At 65.3% G+C, this 19,107-nt stretch carries 13 protein-coding genes and 1 pseudogene; 5 read left to right on the plus strand and 9 right to left on the minus strand.

Annotated elements, in window-relative coordinates:
* Positions 1–74: 74 nt before the first annotated feature.
* From pdeM to ACN9MZ_RS22585, 5 genes are read right to left on the minus strand one after another with little or no spacing between them, the layout of a single operon-like run.
* Positions 75–731 (minus strand): ligase-associated DNA damage response endonuclease PdeM, encoded by a 657-nt coding sequence (pdeM, locus tag ACN9MZ_RS22565; RefSeq protein ID WP_426339109.1) that lies wholly within the window; start codon positions 729–731, stop codon positions 75–77.
* Positions 728–3,259, minus strand: coding sequence for a ligase-associated DNA damage response DEXH box helicase (locus tag ACN9MZ_RS22570; protein WP_426339110.1), 2,532 nt, complete (start codon positions 3,257–3,259; stop codon positions 728–730). The genes pdeM and ACN9MZ_RS22570 overlap by 4 nt, the downstream gene beginning before the upstream one ends.
* A complete protein-coding gene (locus ACN9MZ_RS22575) occupies positions 3,256–4,890 on the minus strand; it encodes an ATP-dependent DNA ligase (RefSeq protein ID WP_426339111.1) in 1,635 nt (544 codons plus the stop codon). Before ACN9MZ_RS22575 ends, ACN9MZ_RS22570 begins: the two co-directional genes overlap by 4 nt.
* On the minus strand, positions 4,883–5,887 hold the full coding sequence (locus ACN9MZ_RS22580) for a ligase-associated DNA damage response exonuclease (protein ID WP_426339112.1): 1,005 nt from the start codon (positions 5,885–5,887) through the stop codon (positions 4,883–4,885). The genes ACN9MZ_RS22575 and ACN9MZ_RS22580 overlap by 8 nt, the downstream gene beginning before the upstream one ends.
* 2 nt (positions 5,888–5,889) lie before the next feature.
* Positions 5,890–7,314, minus strand: coding sequence for a RecQ family ATP-dependent DNA helicase (locus tag ACN9MZ_RS22585; RefSeq protein ID WP_426339113.1), 1,425 nt, complete (start codon positions 7,312–7,314; stop codon positions 5,890–5,892).
* A 64-nt stretch (positions 7,315–7,378) separates the two neighbouring features.
* On the opposite strand from ACN9MZ_RS22585, the gene ACN9MZ_RS22590 reads away from it, so the two are divergent.
* Positions 7,379–7,888, plus strand: a complete 510-nt coding sequence (locus tag ACN9MZ_RS22590) for a GAF domain-containing protein (protein WP_426339114.1) — start codon at positions 7,379–7,381, stop codon at positions 7,886–7,888.
* A gap of 158 nt (positions 7,889–8,046) precedes the next feature.
* Here the strand turns inward: ACN9MZ_RS22590 and ACN9MZ_RS22595 are convergent, their stop codons facing one another.
* A complete protein-coding gene (locus ACN9MZ_RS22595) occupies positions 8,047–8,811 on the minus strand; it encodes a sulfite exporter TauE/SafE family protein (protein ID WP_426339115.1) in 765 nt (254 codons plus the stop codon).
* Between the two features lie 83 nt (positions 8,812–8,894).
* On the opposite strand from ACN9MZ_RS22595, the gene ACN9MZ_RS22600 reads away from it, so the two are divergent.
* Complete coding sequence (locus ACN9MZ_RS22600) at positions 8,895–9,800, plus strand: LysR family transcriptional regulator (protein WP_426339116.1); 906 nt, start codon at positions 8,895–8,897, stop codon at positions 9,798–9,800.
* On the opposite strand, the gene ACN9MZ_RS22605 is transcribed toward ACN9MZ_RS22600, so the two are convergent.
* Positions 9,789–10,625, minus strand: a complete 837-nt coding sequence (locus tag ACN9MZ_RS22605; RefSeq protein ID WP_426339117.1) for an HDOD domain-containing protein — start codon at positions 10,623–10,625, stop codon at positions 9,789–9,791. The two genes, ACN9MZ_RS22600 and ACN9MZ_RS22605, sit on opposite strands and share 12 nt — an antisense overlap.
* 8 nt (positions 10,626–10,633) lie before the next feature.
* Positions 10,634–12,661, minus strand: a complete 2,028-nt coding sequence (locus ACN9MZ_RS22610; RefSeq protein WP_426339118.1) for a methyl-accepting chemotaxis protein — start codon at positions 12,659–12,661, stop codon at positions 10,634–10,636.
* 222 nt (positions 12,662–12,883) lie between these two features.
* Between ACN9MZ_RS22610 and ACN9MZ_RS22615 the strand changes: the two genes are divergently transcribed.
* Positions 12,884–13,621, plus strand: a complete 738-nt coding sequence (locus tag ACN9MZ_RS22615) for a substrate-binding periplasmic protein (protein WP_426339119.1) — start codon at positions 12,884–12,886, stop codon at positions 13,619–13,621.
* On the opposite strand, the gene ACN9MZ_RS22620 is transcribed toward ACN9MZ_RS22615, so the two are convergent.
* Entirely contained in the window at positions 13,615–15,822 is a 2,208-nt protein-coding gene (locus tag ACN9MZ_RS22620; RefSeq protein ID WP_426339120.1) for a TonB-dependent receptor, read from the minus strand. The genes ACN9MZ_RS22615 and ACN9MZ_RS22620 overlap by 7 nt on opposite strands.
* A gap of 243 nt (positions 15,823–16,065) precedes the next feature.
* Here ACN9MZ_RS22620 and ACN9MZ_RS22625 point away from each other — a divergent pair.
* Positions 16,066–17,415: pseudogene (locus tag ACN9MZ_RS22625) on the plus strand (ligand-binding sensor domain-containing protein); the annotation flags it as partial.
* Positions 17,416–17,455: 40 nt separating this feature from the next.
* Positions 17,456–19,048, plus strand: a complete 1,593-nt coding sequence (locus tag ACN9MZ_RS22630; RefSeq protein ID WP_426339121.1) for a diguanylate cyclase — start codon at positions 17,456–17,458, stop codon at positions 19,046–19,048.
* Positions 19,049–19,107: the final 59 nt, after the last annotated feature.

Here is a 19,107-nt window from a genome sequence, read left to right on the forward strand (position 1 = left end):
CGGGAGAACTCATGTTAGTGCAAGCACTGTACAGGTAATATAGGACGTTCAGCGCGACAAATGTAGGATATCGCCTACCTTTTTTCTATTGGGAAAACCGCATCATCGGCCACAACATACACCCTGTCCGTGGTTTCTGGAATCAAAGAATGCCCGCCAGTAAAGGCGCCGAAGGCCGGCAAGATGGCGCGACTAGTGCCAAGCAGAAAGCAAGGCAGGCGCAACGACTCGCGCGCAGTGCGTAGGTGAAACACGGGATGCACATGGCCAGCAATGACATAGCCTTCGCAAGCGACATCAGGATGATGGCACAAGGCAAACGGGCCGCAGCCGTACGGCTCGTCGGCCATCGCCACATCGAGCAGGGCCGACGGATCGCCGGCATGCCAGTCATGGTTGCCCCGGACCAGCAGCAGCTCCAGATCACGATGCCGGCTGCGCCAATCCAGCATGGCCTGCAAAGTTGCCGGCGCCTGGGCAGCTTTCGCGTGGAGAAAGTCGCCAAGAAAAACGATGCGCTGCGTATCATGCGCCGTTAACAACGTTTCGAGCGCTGCAAGGTTTTCCCTGGTGGTCCCGCGCGGCACCGGCACACCGAGTGCGCGAAAGCTGGCCGCTTTGCCGAAATGAATGTCGGCGACCATCAGGGTCCTGGCAGCCGGCCAGTACAGGGCCTTCTGCGGCAACAGCAGCATGCGCTCGCCTGCCAGTTCCGTTGCGACGGCATTCACGGTCCGGCGGCCCTTTCAAGCTCGTTCAACATGCGGGCGACGCGGTCCGACAGCCTTTCGGTCGTCAGCTTCTCGCGGAAGCGTTCCACCATCAGCGCAAAGCCGAACGGCGTGGCGCGGCGCACTTCGTGGAAGCTGGGCCGGCGCCGCTGCAAGTCCTGCAGCGTGTCACGCAAGCGCCCCAGTTCAAGCTCTTGCTCGAGCACTTCGCGCTGGGCCTGCGTCAGCAGCAGGTTGCCGGCATCATGCTTGCGAAAGACTTCAAAAAACAATGACGAAGAGGCCTGCAGCTGGCGATTGCTTTTCGGCTGCCCCGGATAGCCCTGGAAAATCAATCCGGCAATGCGTGCTATCTCGCGGAACCGCCGCTGCGACAACTCGCTGGCATTCAGGCTGGCCAACACGTCTTCCAGCAAATTCTCCGTAGTGAAGGCGCCGCCCTCCTCCAATGCTTCGCGCCACGGCAACGCTTCCAGCGCCAGCAATTCAAAGCCGTAATCGTTGACGGCAATCGAAAACGTGGCGGGCCGCGCGCGGGCAAGGCGATACGCCAGCAATGAGGCCAGGCCGATGTGCACCGAGCGCCCGGCGAAGGGATAGACGAACAGATGATGTCCCTCCCTGCTTTCCATCGCCTCGATCACGGTAGTATCCGGCGTCGGGAGCGCCGACCAGCGCTGCTGGATGTCGAGCAGCGGCTTGAGGGCCTGCATTTCCGGCCCCTCGTAGCAGCCCTCCGTGGCGCGCCGCAACTGCTCCAGCGCGGCGTGCGCCAGCTCGGACGACAATGGCATCTTGCCGCCCTGCCAGCGCGGCACAGCGCCTTTGGCCCCCGTAGCGCGCCGTACGAAGGCCGTCATTTCATTCATGCGAACGAATTCGAGAATGCGGCCGCCGAACAGGAAGTGTTCGCCTTTGGCCAGGCGTGCAATGAAGCCTTCCTCCACGCTGCCAAGCGCGGAGCCGTTCATGTATTTCACCTGCACTGTCGCTTCCGAAACGATGGTGCCGATGCCCATACGATGGCGGCGCGCGATGGCTGCATCGGGCACGCGGTAAATGCCCTCCTCGTCCGGCAGCACGCGCCGGTATTCGGGATAGGCGGACAGGCTTTGCCCGCCGCGTGCCACGAAATCCAGGGCCCATTGCCATTCCTCCTGGCTTAGCGCGCGATATGACCAGGCCGTTCGCACCTCGGCCAGAAGTTCCTCACTGCGGAAGCCGCCGCCCAGCGCCACCGTCACGAGGTGCTGGACCAGCACATCCAGCGGCTTTTCCGGCGGCGGCCGGGGTTCCACCCGGCGTTCGCGCACCGCCTCGATGGCGCCTGCCGCCTCCAGCAGTTCCAGGCTATGCGTCGGCACCAGCGTCGCGCGCGAAGTGCGGCCTGGCGCGTGCCCCGAGCGTCCGGCGCGCTGCAGCAGGCGCGCGATGCCTTTGGCACTGCCGATCTGCAGTACCCGCTCCACCGGCAGAAAGTCGACGCCAAGGTCGAGGCTCGAGGTGCAGACCACGGCTTTAAGCTTGCCCTGCTTGAGGCCCTGCTCTACCCATTCGCGTACTTCCTTGTCGAGCGAACCATGATGCAGGGCCAGGACGCCCGCCCACTCAGGTCTCGCATCGAGCAGGTTCTGGTACCACAATTCGGCCTGGGAACGTGTGTTGCAGAACACCAGCGTGCTGGCATGTTGCGCGATCTCGTCGGCGACCGGTTCCAGCATCTGCAAGCCCAGGTGGCCGGCCCAGGGAAAGCGCGATGGGTGGTCGGGCACCAGGGTATCGACCAGAACCTCCTTGCGCAGGTGACCTTCGACGATTGCGCCATGCGGCGCCAGCACGTCGCGCGCCTGCTGCAGGTTGCCAAGAGTGGCCGACAGGCCCCACACCATCAAGCCAGGCTGCCAGCTGCGCAACCGCGCCAGCGCAAGCTGGGCTTGCACGCCGCGCTTGTTGCCCATCAACTCATGCCATTCGTCGACCACCAGCATGTCCAGTTGCGCGAACAGTTCGCTCGCTTCCGGGCGACTAAGCAGGACTGTGAGGCTTTCGGGCGTCGTGACCAGTGCATGCGGCAGGACGCGCGTTTGCCTGGCTCGGGTTCCACTGTCGGTGTCGCCGGTGCGCGATTCGATTTGCCAGGCGGGCAACAAGTCGGCGGCAGAGGACTGCAGGGCGCGCAGGGTGTCAGCGGCAAGCGCCCGCATCGGCGTGATCCAGAGCAGGCGCAGGCCCGCCTTGCGGCTGGCCCTCGCGCACTGCAAAGCCGCCAGCCACACGGCCAGCGTCTTGCCGGAGCCGGTCGTAGCATGCAGCAGGCCGGACTCGCCGCGCCGGGCCGCATCCCATACCTCGCGCTGGAAAGGAAAGACCGCCCAGCCGCGCGTCGCAAACCATTCCTCCACCATCTCACGCGAAGGGCCTGCTGCTGAGCCGGAGGCAGGCAGCCGTGCAGGTTGCGGCGCCTCGCCCGGTGGCGCTGGAGGCTGGCGGCGCGGCAAGGGCCGCGGACGGGGGAAGGCGGGACTCATGGCGGCACCTGCGCCAGCAAGCCACGCAAGGTGTCGAGCGTATCGGCATCTTCGACGGCCTTGTCGTCGCGCCGTCGCAGGATGCGCGGGAAACGCACCGCAATGCCAGACTTGTGGCGCGGCGACAGCGCGATCCCTTCGAACCCGATCTCGAACACCATGGTCGGCCGCACGCTGCGCACTGGCCCGAAGCGCTCGACGGTCGTGCGGCGCACTGCGTTATCCACCTGCGCGATTTCGGCATCGGTCAAGCCGGAGTAGGCCTTGGCAAATGGCACCAGCTTGCGCTCGCCTTCCCCATCGTTATCCCATACCGCAAAAGTATAGTCGGTGTACAGCGAAGCGCGCCGGCCATGTCCGGCCTGTGCATAGACCAGTACCGCATCAACGCTGAAAGGGTCGATCTTCCACTTCCACCAGGTGCCCACGTCCTTGGTGCGGCCGACGCCATACTGGGCATCCTTCGCTTTCAGCATCATGCCTTCCACGCCCCGTGCGCGCGATTCCATGCGGACCTGCGCCAGTTGCCCCCAGTCCTCCGCCAGCACCAGCGGCGACAGGCGCAGCTGCGGCTGCGCTACCTGCGCCACCAGCTGCTCCAGCAAGGCGCGCCGCTCGTGCTGCGGCAACTGGCGAACGTCGACGCCGTCGAGCTCCAGCAAATCATACGCCACCAGTACTGCAGGAAGTTCGGACAGCAGCTTCGCGCTGAGCAGCTTGCGTCCGATGCGCTTCTGCAGCGCCGCGAAAGGCGCCGGCGCATCGCCTTGCGGCCAGACCAGGATCTCGCCATCGATCACCGTGCCCTGCGGCAGGTGCAGGGACGCCAGTTCAGGGAAGCGTTCGGTGATCAGGTCCTCGCCGCGCGACCACAGGAAATTCAGTCCTGCGCGTGACACAAGCTGCGCGCGCATGCCGTCGTATTTCCACTCGACCTGCCAGGCCGCCAGGTCGCCCAGCGTAGCGGCATCGGCCTGCAAGGCATGGGCCAGGAAAAATGGGTACGGCTGCCCGCCCCGCTCCGCATGCTCGGTCGCAGAGGGCGCCGCAATCAGCTGCAGGAAGCCTTGCGCCGTCGGCCGCACCCTGCCATCGGTCCAGCCCATCAGCCGCTGTGCCACCAGCTTGCTGTCCACCGCTGCGATGGCGCTGAGCGCACGGGTGACCAGCAAGCGCGACACGCCAACACGGAAACCGCCGCGTATCAGTTTCACCAGCAGGAACCGTTCGCGGGTCTCCAGTTCGTCCCAGTATCGGAACAGGGCGGCCCGCACCTCGTCCGGCGCAGCACCGCGCAAAGGCGCGATGCGCTGCTCGATCCACTCCGCCAGGCCGACGTAGCTCTCCTGGTTTGGCGCCGGCAGGATGTGGGCAATCGTCTCTGCCAGGTCGCCAACCGCGTTGTAGCACTCATCAAACAGCCATTCATCCAGTCGCGCGTACTCGGTCGCATACTGGCGCAGCAATTTGACCGGGACCGCTTGCCGCGGCTTGCCGCCGGCCAGGAAGTACACCGCCCATGCCGCATTCTCCGGCACCGCCTTGCCGAAATAGGCTTGCAGCGCCTCCAGCTTGCGCTTGGTGGACGTGGTTTCATCCAGTTCCGCATACAGGCGGGCAAACTCACGCATCGCCCGCCTCCCCTGCCTCCTCGTCGCCGTATTCGGTATCGAAGCCCTTGGCGTCATAGCCGTTCTGGCACAGCCAGCGCACCATGACCGGAATCGAGCCATGCGTGACGATCACCCGTTGCGCGCCGGTGGCGCGAATGGCTTGCATCAGGCCCGGCCAGTCGGCATGGTCGGACAGCACGAAACCGCGGTCTACCGCCCGCCGCCGGCGCGCGCCGCGCAATTGCATCCAGCCGCTGGCAAAGGCATCGCTGAAATCACCGAAGCGGCGTATCCACGGCGACCCGGCAGCCGATGGCGGCGCCAGTACCAGCGCCTGGCGCAGCGCTGCCTTGTCCACGTCGCCCACCATCACCGTCGGCGGCAGCGCAACGCCGCCCTCGCGATAGATCCGGTTCAACGGCTCCACCGCTCCGTGGCAGACGATGGGACCAATCGAAGGATCGAGCCCGCTCAGGATGCGCTGCGCCTTGCCAAACGCGTAGCACAGCATGACGCTGCAGCGCCCTTCTTGCGCATTGCGGCGCCACCAGGCATTCATGTCGTCGAAAATCGCCTGCTGCGCCTGCCAGCGGTAGATCGGCAGGCCGAAAGTGGACTCCGTGATAAAGCAGTGGCAGCGCACCGGTTCGAAGGCCGCACAGGTGGCATCTGGCTCCACCTTGTAGTCGCCCGAGGCAACCCATACCTCGCCCTGGTATTCCATGCGCACTTGCGCCGAGCCGAGGACATGCCCGGCCGGGTGCAGCGAGATGCGTACGCCATGGTGCTCCAGCGCCTCGCCATAGCCGAGACCCTGGACGTTTACCTGGCCCAGGCGAGCGCGCAAGATGCCGATGCCCGGCGCGGCGCACAGGTAGTGTGCGTGACCGGGACTTGCATGGTCGCCATGTCCATGCGTGATCACGGCGCGTTCCACCGGGCGCCAAGGGTCGATATAGAACCCGCCCGGCACGCAATACAGCCCCTCTTTGCGCACGACTACCATGTCGGCCATCGCTACCCTCCTGAGTCGATTGTCGGCGGAGACCTGCAGTTATCGCAGGTACCGCAGCGCTCAATGCCGGCTGACTCATCGCCGAAATAGTCGAGCAGAATCTTCCAGCGGCAGAAGCCACTCTGCGCGTAAGACACCATCTGCGCCAGCGCCTCGCGGTCGTGCTCCTGCTTCTCGCGATAGCGTTCCGCCAGGCGCTCAAGGTCGACCGGGCGCGGCGCATCGCCTGCCACACGGTATTGCAGCTTGCGATCCTGTTTCAGCCAGCCGCCTTCCTTCAACAGCTTGAGCGCGACCTGGCTGCGCTTGTCGCGCGGCCGCCCGCCACCTGAAGCAGCATCATACGCCGCGCGCAGCAAGGCCGCGTCGGGATAGCTGCGCGCAAGGAAGAACTGCTGCACGCGCTTGTCTTCGTGGAAGTACAGCAAGGTGCACTCGGCCGATTCGCGGTCGCGTCCTGCCCGCCCCGCCTCCTGGTAGTACGCTTCCAGGCTGGCCGGCACCTGCAGGTGGATCACGAAGCGGAGGTCGGACTTGTCGATGCCCATGCCAAAAGCATTGGTCGCCACCATGACACGGCGTGCGCCGGACATGAACATTTCCTGGTTCTGGTGGCGTTCGGCGGCATTCAATTTGCCGTGATAGAGCGTTACGCTTTCGCCGGCTTCCTCCAGCGCGGCCAGCATGTCTTGCGTGGCCTTGACGGTAGCGCAATACACAATGCCGCTGCCCGGCGTTTCGCGCACCAGGCGCAACGCCTCGGCCGCCCGCTCATCGGAATTGGTCACCTGGCGCACGGCCAGGTGCAGGTTGGGCCGGTAGATGCCGGTGTTCACAATGCGCATTTCAGGAGCGCCAAGCTGGCGCCGAATATCGTCCACCACTTCGTCGGTGGCAGTGGCGGTCAGCGCCAGCACCGGCGGCCGTCCGAGCGCATCGAGAGCCGCACCGATATCGAGGTAAGCCGGCCGAAAATCATGGCCCCAGCGCGAGATGCAGTGGGCTTCATCGACCACCACCAGGCCAATGTCGGCCTTGTGCAGCAGGGACATGAACTCCGGTGTCGCCAACCGCTCCGGCGTGCAAAACACAATGCGCTCCTCGTTGTTGCGCAAGCCTTGCAATGCTTCCTGCTGCTCGTCAGCCGGCACTTTGCTGTTGAGCTGCGCGGCCTCGATGCCGATATCATCGAGCTTTTCGGCCTGGTCCTTCATCAGGGAAATCAGCGGCGAGACGACCACCGTGCTGCCTTTCAGGATCGAGGCGGGGATCTGGTAGCACAGCGACTTGCCGCTGCCGGTCGGCATGATGGCAAGCGTGTCATGGCCCGCCAGCACGCTGTCGATCACTTGTCGCTGGCCAGCGCGCAAGCGATCAACGCCGAACACGTCGCGCAGCAGGTTGCGGATCTGATGATGAGTAGCCATGGCCGCAACTTAACGCGATTGCTGGTAAGATGTCGGCGTCCTAAGTAACATACCGAGCGGCAAAATGTCTTTCTCCCTCAGCGAAACCACCTACAGCACCGACACTCCCGAAGCCAAACGCGCCATGTACGAAGATTTGCGCGCGCAACTGGGCGGACTGGTGCACGGCGAACGTGACTGGATCGCCAACACTGCCAATGCCAGCTCGCTGGTGTTCAACACCATGCCGGGCTTGAACTGGGCGGGTTTCTATTTCATGCAGGGTCCGGATGAACTGGTGCTCGGCCCGTTCCAGGGCAAGCCAGCCTGCATCCGCATCAGGAAGGGCCGTGGCGTATGCGGCAGCACTGTCGACAAGCGCGCCACCAGCGTAGTGGAAGACGTGCATGCCTTCCCCGGCCATATCGCCTGCGATGCTGCCTCGCGCTCCGAACTGGTGGTGCCGATCTTCGGCAAGGACGGCGAAGTGATCGGCGTGTTCGACCTCGACAGCCCGCTGCCGGGCCGCTTCGATGCTGTCGACGCCGAGGGCATCGAATCGCTGGTGCGCATCCTCGAACAAAGCCGCGCCTGATCCGTCTCAAGAACCGCGGCGGCGCGCTTTGCATCGAAGCTGCCGTTCACGGTTGACGCGCTGCTCGATTTCGATTTCGAGCCTTGGGCAAGTATGTCGCCAGTTTTACGGCAATGCTGGCCAGTACACCCAGCGTTCCAATCGTTTCCAGCAATGCGTTAAGCATGGTTGCCTCCCAGGTAGGCCTTCACAAAGAACATCAAGGTGATGCAGAACGTGGTGAGCAGCGTGAATGCGCGGATCACGTTAGCTGGTGCGCGACGCCCGGCGCGAGCGCCGCCATACCCGCCGATGACCGCGCCGGCCAGCATGGCCAGCGTGACCGGCCAATGTACAGCATGGGCAAACATGAATGCAGCCACCGCCACGCCATTGGCTGCGCTGACCAGCAGCGTGCGCGGCGCATTCAACTCCTTCAGGTCGCGCTTGTCGATCAAGCCCCACATGGCCATCATCATGATCCCGACCGCGCCGCCAAAATAACCGCCGTACACGCCGAGGGCGAACTGCAGCGCCAGCACCGCGGGCGCCCCCACCTGCCAGCGGGTTCGCAGGGCCGCACCAAGGCGCCGCCCGAACGCCAGCGCAATCGACGCGAGCAGCAGGAGCCATGGCAGCACAAAGGTAAATGCCGCTGATGAAGTGCGCAACAGCAGCAGGGCCCCGGCCAAGCCGCCGCACAGCGTTGTCGCCAGCATCAGTTGCAGCGGGACGCCGCCGACCGGCTGCAAGCCGTCGCGGTAGGCCCAGGCGCTGGCCAGGCCGCCCGGGAACAAGGCTACTGTACTGGAAGCGTTCGCCTGAACCGGTGGCACGCCAGCGGCGATCAGGGCCGGCAGGCTGACAAAAGAACCTCCGCCCGCCAGCGCGTTCATCGCTCCGGCCAGCATCCCCGCGGAAAAAGTCAGAATCATCGAATCCATGCCACCGATGTTAGACGGCCGGCCCGCTACCCGCAATCTGGCAATTCCGGTGCTACACTTCGGAAATTCCGAATGCTGGAGACATGGCAATGCGCTTCGACCTGACCGATATGCGGCTCTTCCTCACTGTCGTCGAATGCGGCAGCCTGACCCAGGGTGCACGCAGCATGCACCTCGCGCTGGCCTCGGTCAGCGAACGCATCGCCGGCATGGAGGCGGCGCTGGGCGCGCCGCTGCTGGAGCGCAACCGCCGCGGCGTGCGGGCCACGGCAGCGGGCGAAGCATTCGAACGCCATGCGCGTTCCATCCTCGGCCAGGTCGAACAGATGCGCGGCGACCTGCGCACCTACGCCACTGGCCTGAAGGGCCGTATCAGGGTGCTGTCGAACTCCGCCGCCATGGCTGCTTTCCTGCCGCCGCACCTGTGCCGCTTCCTGGCCACGCACCGCGACCTCTCGATCGACTTGCTGGAGCGCCCCAGCGCCGAGATCGTCCAGTCCATGGTGGACCGGCGCGCCGACCTTGGCATCGTGGCGGACATCACCGACTTCGGCCCGCTGCAGACCCACCTGATCGCCAGCGACCAGCTGGTCGTCGTCACCCACCATCGTCACCGGCTGGCGCGGCAAGGCGACGTGACCTTTGCCGACATCCTTGGCGAAGCTATCGTTGGCATCGCCGACACCGCGCTGGAAACCCACCTGGCGGAACGCGCTTCGCGCCTTGGCCGCCAGCTCGACTATCGCATCCAGCTGCGCAATATCGAGCACGTGGCGCTGCACGTCGAAGCGGGTATCGGCATCTCGATCATGTCCAGCGCGCTGGCCCGGCAAATCCGCCGCGACCTTGCCGTGGTGCGCCTCTCCGAACCATGGGCCACGCGCCGGCTCTTTCTCTGCGCGCGGGATTTTTCGGCCTTGACGCCGCACGCCGGCCTGCTGGCGAAACAGTTGCTGGAGGATGCGCCGCCGGGCGCTTCAGGCCAGTAGCGCCACGCCCATCGAGCGCGCTTCGGCCGCGGCGACGTCGAGCAGCTCGGCAAGGTCGGGGAAGCTTTCCAGGCATTGCACGATATCGGAGCGCCGCACCAGGTAATCGTCCTGCGGCGCAGGCAGCGGCGACAGTACGGGGCACAGGTGACGCGCCAGCAGCAGCGTATCGCGCAAGCCGGCGGGCGGCAGGCTGATCGCGCCATCGCGCAGCGAAATGATGGCGGCGCTGACTGCCTGCGGCACCTGCAGCTTGCGCAGCACTTCACGCGTCACGATTTCCTGCACCGGCCCCAGGCGGGGCGCCATTTCATCCAGCAAGCCGGGAACCTGGTCCGCTTGCGACAACAGGAAGAAATTACCGGCCTCATGCACAATGCCGGCGAACAGCGCCGTGTCGGGATCGGTGTGGGTGATGTGGCGCGCCACCTGGTAGGCGATGGCCGCCACGTGCGCAGAATACTTCCACAATTGCTCGGCGCGTTCGCGCAGCTGCGGGTCGCGGATGCGGGCCCCGAACTGGCGCACCACCATGGCAGCGGCCAGCGAATACAGGTTGCGGTAGCCAAGCCGCATCACGGCAGCGCGCGCACTGGTGATGGGCGGCGCACCACGGTGCCGGAACACCGCGGCATTGGCCAGGGCGACAGCGCGCGTCGCCAGCACCGGTTCGCCCAGCACCCTGCGCGCTATCTCATCGTCGTGGCAATCAGGGTCAGCCAATGCAAGCTGCAATGCCAGTGCGGCGTTGACGCTGGTGGGGAATACCAGTTCCCCACGCTGCACTTCCGAAATAATGGTGGCTAAGTCCCTGAGCTTTTCCATGAAGGAAATTATACCGAGGCTGTCCGCAAGGCGCGCACATTGCCCGGCATGCGGCGCTGCGCATGTGCCTGGCGTGCAGCCAGCACAGGCAAGCCGCCGTCCTCATTCCCCAGCTTGAAAATGCTGATCGACTTCACCAGCATCTGTGCCTGGTCCTGCAGGCTGGCCGAAGCGGCGGCGGTCTGCTCCACCAGCGCGGCATTTTGCTGCGTGGTGTCATCCATCTGCGTCACGGCCAGGTTGATCTGCTCGATGCCGTTGCCTTGCTCGGCGGACGCGGTAGCGATCTCCTGCATGATGGCCGTGATGCTCTGCACACTCTTCAGCACTTCCTGCATTGCCAGGCCGGCCTCTCCCACCAGGCGGTTGCCGGTCTCGACCCGGTCCACGCTATGATTGATCAAGTCCTTGATCTCCTTGGCCGCCGACGCTGAGCGCTGCGCCAGGTTGCGCACTTCCGATGCCACCACGGCAAAGCCGCGCCCCTGCTCGCCGGCGCGCGCCGCTTCCACGGCAGCGTTCAAGGCCAGGATGTTGGTCTGGAAGGCGATGCCGTCGATCACGCCAATGATGTCCACGATCTTGCGCGAGCTGTCGTTGATCTCACCCATGGTCTGCACCACCTGCGATACCACGGTGCCGCCCTTGCCGGCAACGTCGGCCGCACTATGCACCAGGTGGTTGGCCTGGCGCGCGTTGTCGGCATTCTGCTTGACGGTCGACGTCAGTTCTTCCATCGACGAGGCGGTCTCCTCCAGGTTGGAGGCCTGCGATTCCAGCCGCGAGGACACGTCGGCATTGCCGGTGGCGATATCGCGGCTGGCCGCATTGATCTGGTCGACGCTGGCGCGGACCTCGGACACGATGTTGCGCAAGCTTTCGCTCATGGTCTTGAGGGAGCGCAGCAATTGGCCTACTTCGTTGGGTGGGCCAACGTCAAAGTCGCTGTCCAGCTTGCCTTTCGCCACTTCGTCCGCCACGGCGATGGCGTTTAGCAGCGGCACTGTCACGGATCGCGCAATCAGCATGCAGATCCAGGCTGCCAGGCCGAACAGGATGACCATCGATCCGATCATGATCGCACGCTGGCGCGCAAAGGCATCGATTTTTTCTTTCAGCATCGTTTCGATCACCTTGGCCGCCGCCTCGTTGACGGCGAACTGCATATCGATTGCCGCAGTCGTGCGCGCCACCCACTCCTCGCCGGAATAGGTCAGCGGATCGGCCCGCACGATCTGCTCCGTGCCCAGGTCGACAATCTTGCGCGCCGCGTCAGCCGCCTCGCGCAACTGGGCGCCAAGCTTGGTGTCGATTTGCGCATTGGCGGCAGCGGCCTTGCCAAATGCCGTCATGGTCTGGTCCAGCCGGTCGGACACGCGCGACATGATGGCGGCCTGGGTGGCCCGGTCTTCCGGCGTCGCTTCTTTCTTGGCCAGCAGGCCGGCGCCCTTGGCGCGGGTTTTGCCGGTTTCTTCGGTCAGCCAGGGGAGCTGGTAAAACATCGACTGGATCAATTGGTAGGTATCCTTGTCGGGATCCAGGCTCAGGCCGTAGGCATCGCCAATCAACTCGTTCACCTTGAGCAGCTTGGGCACCAGGCCGGTATGCCCCGCATAGCTTTGCGGCACAGTGATCTTGCCCTCGGCCACGTTGTTGCGCAGCGTCTCCCATTCCTGCTTGGCGGCGGCGTAAGCATCGATGATGGACTTGTCGCCGAGTGCCGCCACTGCCTTCTCCAGACGGCCATAAGCTGCATCAGCCTCGGTTTGCTTGGCGCGCCGCTTCTCCGCCACGGCGCTCACGCCGCCCAGCACCAGCGCCGACAAGCCGCGGTGCTGTTGGGTGTACTGCACGACCTTCAGGCCATCCACCACGATAGGCAAGCCTTGGTACTCGCCCTCATAGGCTTGCAGCACCTTGCCGGCTTCGCGCATGTAGAGGTAAGCGGGAATGATCGCCAGCAGTGCCGCAATCAGGCCGAGGATCATGAACTTGTGGCCCAGCTTCAGCTGGCCGAGAAGAGAGGTAGGATTCATGGCAGTTTCCCAAAGAAAAGTTCAGTAAAAGGTGCGTTACAGCACCGCGATACCTCTTGCTTTGATCATATGCCGATTTATGGCTCCACGTTACAATTCGTGAGAATTAACGACAAAAATCTCTTTCTCCACCACCATTTGTGTTGCAGGCACGCGAAACAATTGCCATTGAAGAATTTAACTTTCATGTTGCAAGTGCAAGCGCTTTGTTATAGTGCCCTTATGAAATTTCTTACGCCGCTGTTGACGCTGATTGTTACGCTGCTCCTGCCAGTCGCGCAGGCAGACACCGTCACCGTCTACACCAGCGCTAACTTTGCCCCGCTCGTCATCGATGGCACCCGAGGTATCTATTACGAAGCAATCGACTACCTGAACAAACAGGCCACGGACGGCACCAGCTACCGGCTGGCCTACCTGCCGCGCAAGCGCTTGCAGATGCGGCTGGAGGACGGCACGCTGGACGGCATCGTTATTGGCATGATGCCCCAATGGTTCGATGACGTCGCACAGAAGAAATACCTGTGGACCACGGCTTTCGCCATCGACCATTTCGTGCTCGTGTCGCGCATCGACCATCCGGTGCAGATGGATGCCGGACAAGGGCTGGCCGGCAAATCGATTGGCTTGACGCTGGGCTATGTCTACCCGGGCATCGAGGAATGGATCCAGCGCCACGGCTTGCTGCGCCAGGATGCCATCAGCGAGGAAATCAACCTGGAGAAGCTGCGCCGCGGCCGCATCGATTGCGTGGCCGTTTCGGAATCGGCGGCGCGCTATTTCGTGCGGCTGCATGGATTGCACGGCAGCTTGACTTTCGTGGATCTGCCGGGCCGCGCGACGGAGCGCCGCTTCCTCGTGCCGCTGGGACGCAATGACCTGTTCGACAAGGTTGCTCCCATTGTCAAGCGCATGCGTGAAGATCCGCAGTGGCTGCGCATGACGTCGAAATATCAGTAAGTGAATTTCACCTGCATGCCATAGCTGCGTGGTTCGTTGACGACACCGGTGAAGTTATTGAAGTCGATGGCAGCCACCGCCACCAGCCTGTTGGCCAGGTTGCGCACGAAGGCCGCCACCTCGAAGCGCTCGCGCCGATCCCTGTAGCCAAGCCGCAGCCCGCCCTCCAGCAGCGGGCGCGCCTTGTACTCCACCGCCTCGTACAGGAAGAAATTGTATTTGCCGCGATAAGCCCAGTCGGTATAAGCGAACAACTCACCGTTGCGCCAGGGCCGGCTGTAGCGCAGTGTGGCATTGGCGATCCAGCGCGGTGAACGCGGCAGCGGATTGCCGTCGATGAAGACGTTGTTGGGCGCTGTGCCGCGCGGATCGAGCACCGTGCAGCCATTGCCGCAGGGGAGCACGAACAGGCCGGCATCGCGGATGCTGGTGGCGTTGTAGCTGGCGCCCACACTGGCTGTCCATTCGCTGTTGGGACGCATCAGCCATTCGACTTCGGCGCCCTGCCCGCGCACCCTGGCGGCGTTGACCAGGCGGTTCTGGTTGACGACGCCGCTGCCGGCGGTAAGCTGCATGTCGTCGATCGTGTAGCGGAACACGGCCAGGCCGAGGCGCGCGCGGCGCTGCATGAGATCCTGCTTCCAGCCAGCTTCCCAACTGCGGGCTTGCTCGGCGCGCGCGACGGATATGCTGTTGCCGAACAGGATGCGGCCCTGGATCGACGGCGCGCGGTAGCCGGTCGCAAGGCGCGCATACAAATGGCCGTCCGGCGACAGGGCCTGGGTGGCGCCGAGATCCCAGCTGAAGTCGTCGCCGCGCGGAGCGGCTTCCAGCCTGGCGATCGGCGACGCGCCGGGCGCCGCTTGCGGGCGCGCGGCGACGAAGTCCTTGCGGTCCTTGGTATAGCGCAGGCCGGCGCGCAGCAGCAGGCCCGGGCCCGCACGCCACGACACAGCGCTGAAGGCGGCCAGCGAACGGCTGTCCTGCTCCTGCCAGGCGTAGGCGTTCTGGCGGTTGCCATTGAAGGTGTCGAAGCTAAAACTGTCGACCCTGATCTTTTCGCTGAAGCCGTACACGCCGGCCAGCCAGCTCCATACCTGCGCCGGATCGGACTCGAGCCGGACCTCCTGCGTCAACTGCCTGTGCTTCGGCAATGCGTCGGCGGTCTCGGACGGGAAAGGAATGCGGCCCGGTCCCATGGGAGGATGCGCCAGCGAGCCAAAGCCGGCGTCGACATCGGCACGGCTGTAGAAGCGCGCCCGCTCCCAGCCCGAGATGGCATGCAGGCTCAGGCCATCGAACTGCCAGCGCAGGCGCAGGCTGGCACCGTCCGTGTTCAGGGACTGATGGTTGATGCCGTCGGTCGGCAGGCTGGCGTAATCAAAGCCCGGCGCCAGTGCGTTGCTGCCCTTTTGCAGGATATTGGCGCGGAACAGCGTGGCACGTCCTCCCATGCGGCGCCCGTGCCCGTTCCACAGCGCGCTGAAGGAGGGATTCGGCTGGTACAGCAGCTGTACCCGCGCGGCGTTGTCATGATAGCCCTCGAATTCCGTGGTGGCTGCGTTGGGGCGGTCGTTGAAGACACGATTGCCGCGGTGCTGGCTAAGCAGCGACACGCGCAGCGCCAGCGCCTCGCCCAGCGGCGTATTGAATGCGCCATCCAGGTTGCGTATTTGGTCCTTGCCGTAGGCGGCGTTGGCGTAGCCCTCGGTCCTGAAGGCCGGCCGCACCGAATCGAATTTCACCACGCCGGCCGGCGCATTGCGCCCGAACAGGCTGCCCTGCGGCCCGCGCAGCAATTCCACCTGCCGCTGGTCGAACAGGGGGAAGGACTTCAGCAGCGGATTTTCCTGCACGATGTCGTCATACACGATGCCCACCGGTTGCGCGGCGTTCAGGTCGAAGTCTGTATTACCGAGCCCTCGCAGATAGAAGCGCGGGAACGACCGGCCAAAGTCGGATTCGATGTGCAGGCTCGGCATGCGCGAGGCCAGGTAGCGCAAGTCGCGGCCGCTGGCGGCCAGCACGTCGAGCGCTTCGCCGCCAAGTACCGACACGCTGAACGGGACTTCCTGCAGCGGCTCGGCGCGGCGTTGCGCCGTGACGTAGATGCTGGGCAGCGCACCATCCTGCGCCTGCTGCGCCAAGGCCGGCGGCAACACCGCCAGGCCAGCCACACCGATCGCCCACCATGCGCGCATGCTGCCTCCCGTGTGGCTTCATGCTAGCAGAGATAGCTGATCATGGCATAATGATAGTTTCAATTTGACCATCTCCTGGCAATGCGTGCGCTGCTGCGGTCCTCTCTGTTCGCCTGCCTGCTGGCTGCAGGCACTATGGCATCGGCGCAACAACGGCCGGGTGTAGTCTCGTTCCAGCGTGTCGCCATGCCGGACCAGGTGCCGGCCCACCTCAGCACCGTGATGGCGCAGGATGCCCAAGGCATGCTGTGGATCGGCACCCAGGACGGCCTGGTGCGCTACGACGGCTACGGCTACAAGGTGTTCCGCCCGCACCCCGGCGATCCCGCATCAATCGGCGGCAGCTACATCCGCGCCTTGCACGCCGCGCGCGATGGACGGCTGTGGATCGGCACCATCAGCGGCGGCCTGTCGGTGTTTGACTCGCGCACCGAACGCTTTACCCAGTACCGGCACGACCCGCAAGGCAAGGACAGCCTGGCCAGCGATCGCGTGGAAGGCATCGCGGAACTGGCCGGCGGCGTGCTGTGGCTGGCCACCGACAACGGCTTGTCGGTCCTTGATCCCGCCAGTGGCCGCTTCACCCATTACCGCCACGTGGAGGGCGACAGCAACAGCCTGGCCAACAACCAGCTGCGCTCCGTCCTGCTGGACCGCGAAGGCCGCCTGTGGGTGGCCAGCGACGCCGGCTTGCAGCGCTGGCTGGGCGACGGCCGCTTCTCGGCGCCGGTCGGCCCGGCCAATGCGATCCGCCTGTTCCAGGACGGTCGTGGCCGCATCTGGATCGGCAGCTCGCGCCAAGGCGCCGCCGTGTACGATCCTGCCAGCGGCAAAGTCCAGGAGCTGGCCGGGCTGGGCCACTTCTGGATCTACAGCATTGCCGAACCGCTGCCTGGCGAGATCTGGCTCGGCACGTTCGGCAAGGGCATCGACGTGGTCGACGGCGCCAGCCTGGCCGTGGTCGACCGCCTGCAATACGACAGCACCAGCACTGCCAGCATCGGCAACGACCGCATTGGCGCCCTGCTGGTGGACCGCTCCGGCCTGGCCTGGGCCGGCACCTGGGGCGGCGGCATCGCGCACCACGATCCCGCCAGCCGCGCCTTCCTCAAGCTGCGCCACAGCCCATCCAACCCGCTGAGCCCCAGCCATCCGGCCATCGTGCGCGCGCTGGAAGCGGCCGACGGCAGGCTGTGGCTGGGCACCAAAGGCAATGGCGTCGACGTGCTCGATGCCGGCGGCCGGCTGGTGGCCGGCTTCCGGCCCGACGCCAGCCGCAGCGACGCGCTGGCAGACGGCGCCATCACCTGCCTGGCGCAAGGACCGGACGGCAGCATGTGGGTGGCCACGCTGGACGGCACGCTGCACCGGCAGCGCCCCGGCCAGCAAGGTTTCCAGCGCTTCTCCAGCGCGCAAGGCTTGCCGGGCGGCCCGATCCGCACCATGATTTTTGGCGCCGACGGCGCGCTGTGGGCCGGTGCCCAGCAAGGCCTGGCGCGCATCGGCAAGGACGGTGCCGTGAGCGTCTGGCGCCACCAGCCCGACGATCCCGGCAGCCTGTCGGGGCGCGAAGTCGAAGCGCTCGCCTTCACCCCGGATGGTACGCTGTGGATCGGCACCAATGATGGCCTGAATGCCTTCGACACCGGGAGCGGCAGGGCGCGCCGCATCGTGCGCGACCCGGCGCGCCGACAGCCTGCCCGACAACTGGGTGCCGGACCTGATGGTCGACAAGGACGGTCAGCTCTGGCTGGCCACCCAGGCCGGCGCTGCCATCCTGCGCTCCTTCGATGGCAAGCTCGCGCGCTTCGACCTGCTGTCAACGCGCCTGAAACTGCCGCCCCACCCGCCCGAGTCGCTGCTGCAGGACGCGCAAGGCCAGGTGTGGCTGGGCAGCCGCGTGCGCATCGACCCGCTGACCTGGCGCTGGCGCAGTTTCGACCGCGCCGACGGCAACGAATTCCGCACCTTGTATTACGCCAGCCGCGCGCGCATGCGCAACGGCGACCTGCTGTTTGGTTCGCCGGAAGGCTTGCTGCGCGTGCGCCCGCACATGCTGCGGCACTGGGAATACCAGCCTGCCGTGAGCGCGACCGCACTGACCATCGACGGCGTCGAGCAGCCCGGCGCCGGCGTGCTCGCCGAGCGCACGCTCTCGCCCAGCCAGCGCGACCTGCGCCTGGAGTTTACCGCGCCCGACTTCAGCGCGCCGGAACAGCAGCAATACCGCTACCGCCTGGACGGCTACGACGCCGGCTGGGTCAATGTCGATGCGCGCCAGCGGGTGGCTGCCTATTCCCACCTGCCGCCGGGCGACTACCAGCTACGGGTCCAGGCCAGCAACCGCGCCGGCCACTGGAGCCCGCAGGAATGGGCGCTCAAGCTGCACGTGCAGCCGGCCTTCTACCAGACCTGGTGGTTCCGCGCTTCCATGTGGGTGCTGGGCGCACTGGGCGTGGCCTTCCTGTTCCGACTGCGGCTGCACGCCTTGCGCCGCCGCGGCGAACGCCTGGAGCGCCTGGTGGCCGAGCGTACCGCCGCACTGGAAGCGGCCTCGCGCCGCCTGGAGCAAGCCAGCCTGACCGACCCGCTGACCGGACTGCACAACCGCCGCTATCTGGAGCAGACCATCCAGGCCGATTTGGACCTGGCCGCGCGCCGCCACCGCAGCATGCCGCCGGAACCGCATTCAGACCTGGTACTGTTCATGCTCGACCTCGACCACTTCAAGCGCGTCAACGACCAGCACGGCCATGCCGCCGGCGACGCAGTGCTGCAGCAGACGGCCAAGCTGCTGCAGCACTGCATGCGCAGCTCCGACCACATCGTGCGCTGGGGCGGCGAGGAGTTCCTGCTGGTGGCGCGCTTCATCGACCGCAACGACGCCCCCGCGCTGGCGGAGAAGATTCGCCTGGCCATCGCCGCCCACGAATTCCTGATCCCCGGCGACCAGGTGCTGCGCAAGACAGTCTCGATCGGCTTTGCCACCTTCCCCGGCATGCCGGGCCGCCCCAGCGCGCTGACGCCGGAATCGCTGCAGCGCCTGGCCGATGCCGCCTTGTACGCCGCCAAGCACACGTGGCGCGACGCCTGGGTCGGCGTGCAGGCGCGCAGCGGCGAAGCTGGCCTGTCGCGCTTCCTGGCAGATCCGACCAGTGCGGTGGAAGCCGGCGATGTGACGCTGCTGGTGCCGCAACAACGCGGCCGCGTCGTCAACTGGCATTAACCCGGGTTAATTACGCGCCGGCCACGCCTCGCTAAGCTGTCCTCTTTCAAGGAGGAAGA

Source organism: Pseudoduganella sp. S-14, from assembly GCF_049913285.1.
Taxonomy (GTDB): domain Bacteria; phylum Pseudomonadota; class Gammaproteobacteria; order Burkholderiales; family Burkholderiaceae_D; genus Rugamonas.

Coding starts and splice junctions, on each gene's coding strand:
- ACN9MZ_RS22570 (WP_426339110.1), bottom strand. CDS start 3,259: ATGAGTCCCGCCTTCCCCCGTCCGCGGCCCTTGCCGCGCCGCCAGCCT.
- ACN9MZ_RS22575 (WP_426339111.1), bottom strand. CDS start 4,890: ATGCGTGAGTTTGCCCGCCTGTATGCGGAACTGGATGAAACCACGTCC.
- ACN9MZ_RS22580 (WP_426339112.1), bottom strand. CDS start 5,887: ATGGCCGACATGGTAGTCGTGCGCAAAGAGGGGCTGTATTGCGTGCCG.
- ACN9MZ_RS22585 (WP_426339113.1), bottom strand. CDS start 7,314: ATGGCTACTCATCATCAGATCCGCAACCTGCTGCGCGACGTGTTCGGC.
- ACN9MZ_RS22590 (WP_426339114.1), top strand. CDS start 7,379: ATGTCTTTCTCCCTCAGCGAAACCACCTACAGCACCGACACTCCCGAA.
- ACN9MZ_RS22595 (WP_426339115.1), bottom strand. CDS start 8,811: ATGGATTCGATGATTCTGACTTTTTCCGCGGGGATGCTGGCCGGAGCG.
- ACN9MZ_RS22600 (WP_426339116.1), top strand. CDS start 8,895: ATGGCAATGCGCTTCGACCTGACCGATATGCGGCTCTTCCTCACTGTC.
- ACN9MZ_RS22605 (WP_426339117.1), bottom strand. CDS start 10,625: ATGGAAAAGCTCAGGGACTTAGCCACCATTATTTCGGAAGTGCAGCGT.
- ACN9MZ_RS22610 (WP_426339118.1), bottom strand. CDS start 12,661: ATGAATCCTACCTCTCTTCTCGGCCAGCTGAAGCTGGGCCACAAGTTC.
- ACN9MZ_RS22615 (WP_426339119.1), top strand. CDS start 12,884: ATGAAATTTCTTACGCCGCTGTTGACGCTGATTGTTACGCTGCTCCTG.
- ACN9MZ_RS22620 (WP_426339120.1), bottom strand. CDS start 15,822: ATGCGCGCATGGTGGGCGATCGGTGTGGCTGGCCTGGCGGTGTTGCCG.
- ACN9MZ_RS22630 (WP_426339121.1), top strand. CDS start 17,456: ATGCCTTCGACACCGGGAGCGGCAGGGCGCGCCGCATCGTGCGCGACC.